This is a genomic window from Pseudoduganella sp. RAF53_2, from assembly GCF_052113985.1.
In the GTDB taxonomy this organism is placed as follows: Bacteria; Pseudomonadota; Gammaproteobacteria; order Burkholderiales; family Burkholderiaceae_D; genus Rugamonas.
In genome coordinates, this window is sequence record NZ_JBFRDW010000980.1 from 1 (window position 1) to 1455 (window position 1455).

The 1455-nt window shown below is 60.1% G+C and carries 1 protein-coding gene and 1 pseudogene; both read left to right on the top strand.

Annotation, left to right across the window (positions count from 1 at the left end; all coding sequences use genetic code 11):
- The first annotated feature begins 163 nt into the window (after positions 1 to 163).
- Complete coding sequence (locus AB4Z11_RS31605; protein WP_442030117.1) at positions 164 to 1030, top strand: flagellin N-terminal helical domain-containing protein; 867 nt, start codon at positions 164 to 166, stop codon at positions 1028 to 1030.
- Positions 1031 to 1131: 101 nt separating this feature from the next.
- Positions 1132 to 1455 (top strand): annotated as a pseudogene (locus AB4Z11_RS31610) (hypothetical protein); the annotation flags it as partial.

The following is a 1455-nucleotide window of genomic DNA, read 5'->3' on the forward strand; positions in this document are numbered from 1 at the left end:
GGGTTACGCCTCGGGTTTTCCGCATTGCACAATCGAAAAAACAAAAAAAACAAAAAAATTTCTGTGTGGCATTTAATGCCCTCAGGTAAACGGTCGTCTTGTACTCTTGAGAGCGCAGAACTGTACCGCTGCTCGATTTGAACCTACCAACAGGAGTTTTAAAATGCTGAGCCTTCACACCAACGCCGCGGCGCTGTCCGCTCAAAACTCGATCAGCCGCACGCAGAATCAGCTGTCGACCTCCATGACCCGTCTGAGCACCGGCTTCCGCATCAATTCCGCGATGGATGATGCTGCTGGCCTGCAGATCGCAACCCGCCTGAAGACCCAAACCTCGGGCATGGGCGTTGCAATGCGTAACACCCAGAACTCCATCTCCCTGATGCAAACCGCTGAAGGCGCCCTGGACGAGACCACCAACATCCTGAACCGCATGAAAGACCTGGCAACCCAGGCCGCTGACGGTTCCTCGACCTCGAACGACCAGACTGCAATGCAGAAGGAATTCGACTCCCTGACCGACGAACTGTCGAACATCTTCGGCAACACCAAGTTCGGCGGCACCGCACTGTTCAACTCCGGCGGCGGTAAGCTGACCTCCGCAATCACCTTCCAGATCGGTGCTGACTCGACCGAAACCCTGGCAGCTGACTTCTCCACCGAACTGAGCACCGCTTTCGGCTCGATCTCCACCGCTACCGGCGCAAACCAGACCGGTACCGGCGGTGCAGCTGGCGCCCAGCTGACCGGCGCGGCTAACGCCACCATCAACCAACTGGCAACCGCGATCGACGACGTCGGCGCACTGCGTTCCAAGCTGGGTGCTATCTCGAACCGTCTGGACCACGTCTACAACAACTTGTCCAACATCTCGACCAACACCAAGAACGCAACCGGCCGTATCATGGACGTGGACTTCGCCGCTGAATCCGCAACCATGACCTCGAACCAGATGCTGCTGCAAGCTGGTACCGCAATGCTGAAGCAGACCAACAGCCAGTCTTCCCTGGTTCTGTCCCTGCTGCAGTAATCGCCGCAGACACTGCCTGGCCCGTAAGCGGCCGGGCAGGCTAAGAGCCAACCGCACACACGGTTGGCTTTTTTATTACCGCCGTATTACCATTGGCTTTCATGGCGATAGATCGAGTCACGCCGTCCAATCCGGCGCTAAGCATCCACGACCGGCTAGTGCGCGAGGCCCCCGGCCAGGCGCAAGCACAGCCGATCCCGCCGGTGGCCCAGCCACCAGGCGATGTGCCCGACTTCGCCCTGCAACCTGGCTTGCCGGCTTCCGTCGGCGCCCTGCTCGATGCCGCCGAAGGCCTGACGCAAAACGCCGCCAATACCCAGGCCGCCGCCCTCATCGGCGCTGGCGCCCGCGCTCTGGCCGATGCCGAGCTGGCCGGCGCCATGCAGCCCAACCAGATTTTCATGTCGCGCCAGCTGGTGTGGCAT

Excerpts from the sequence above, each read along its gene's own strand:
- AB4Z11_RS31605 (WP_442030117.1), top strand. The coding sequence starts at position 164 with ATGCTGAGCCTTCACACCAACGCCGCGGCGCTGTCCGCTCAAAACTCG.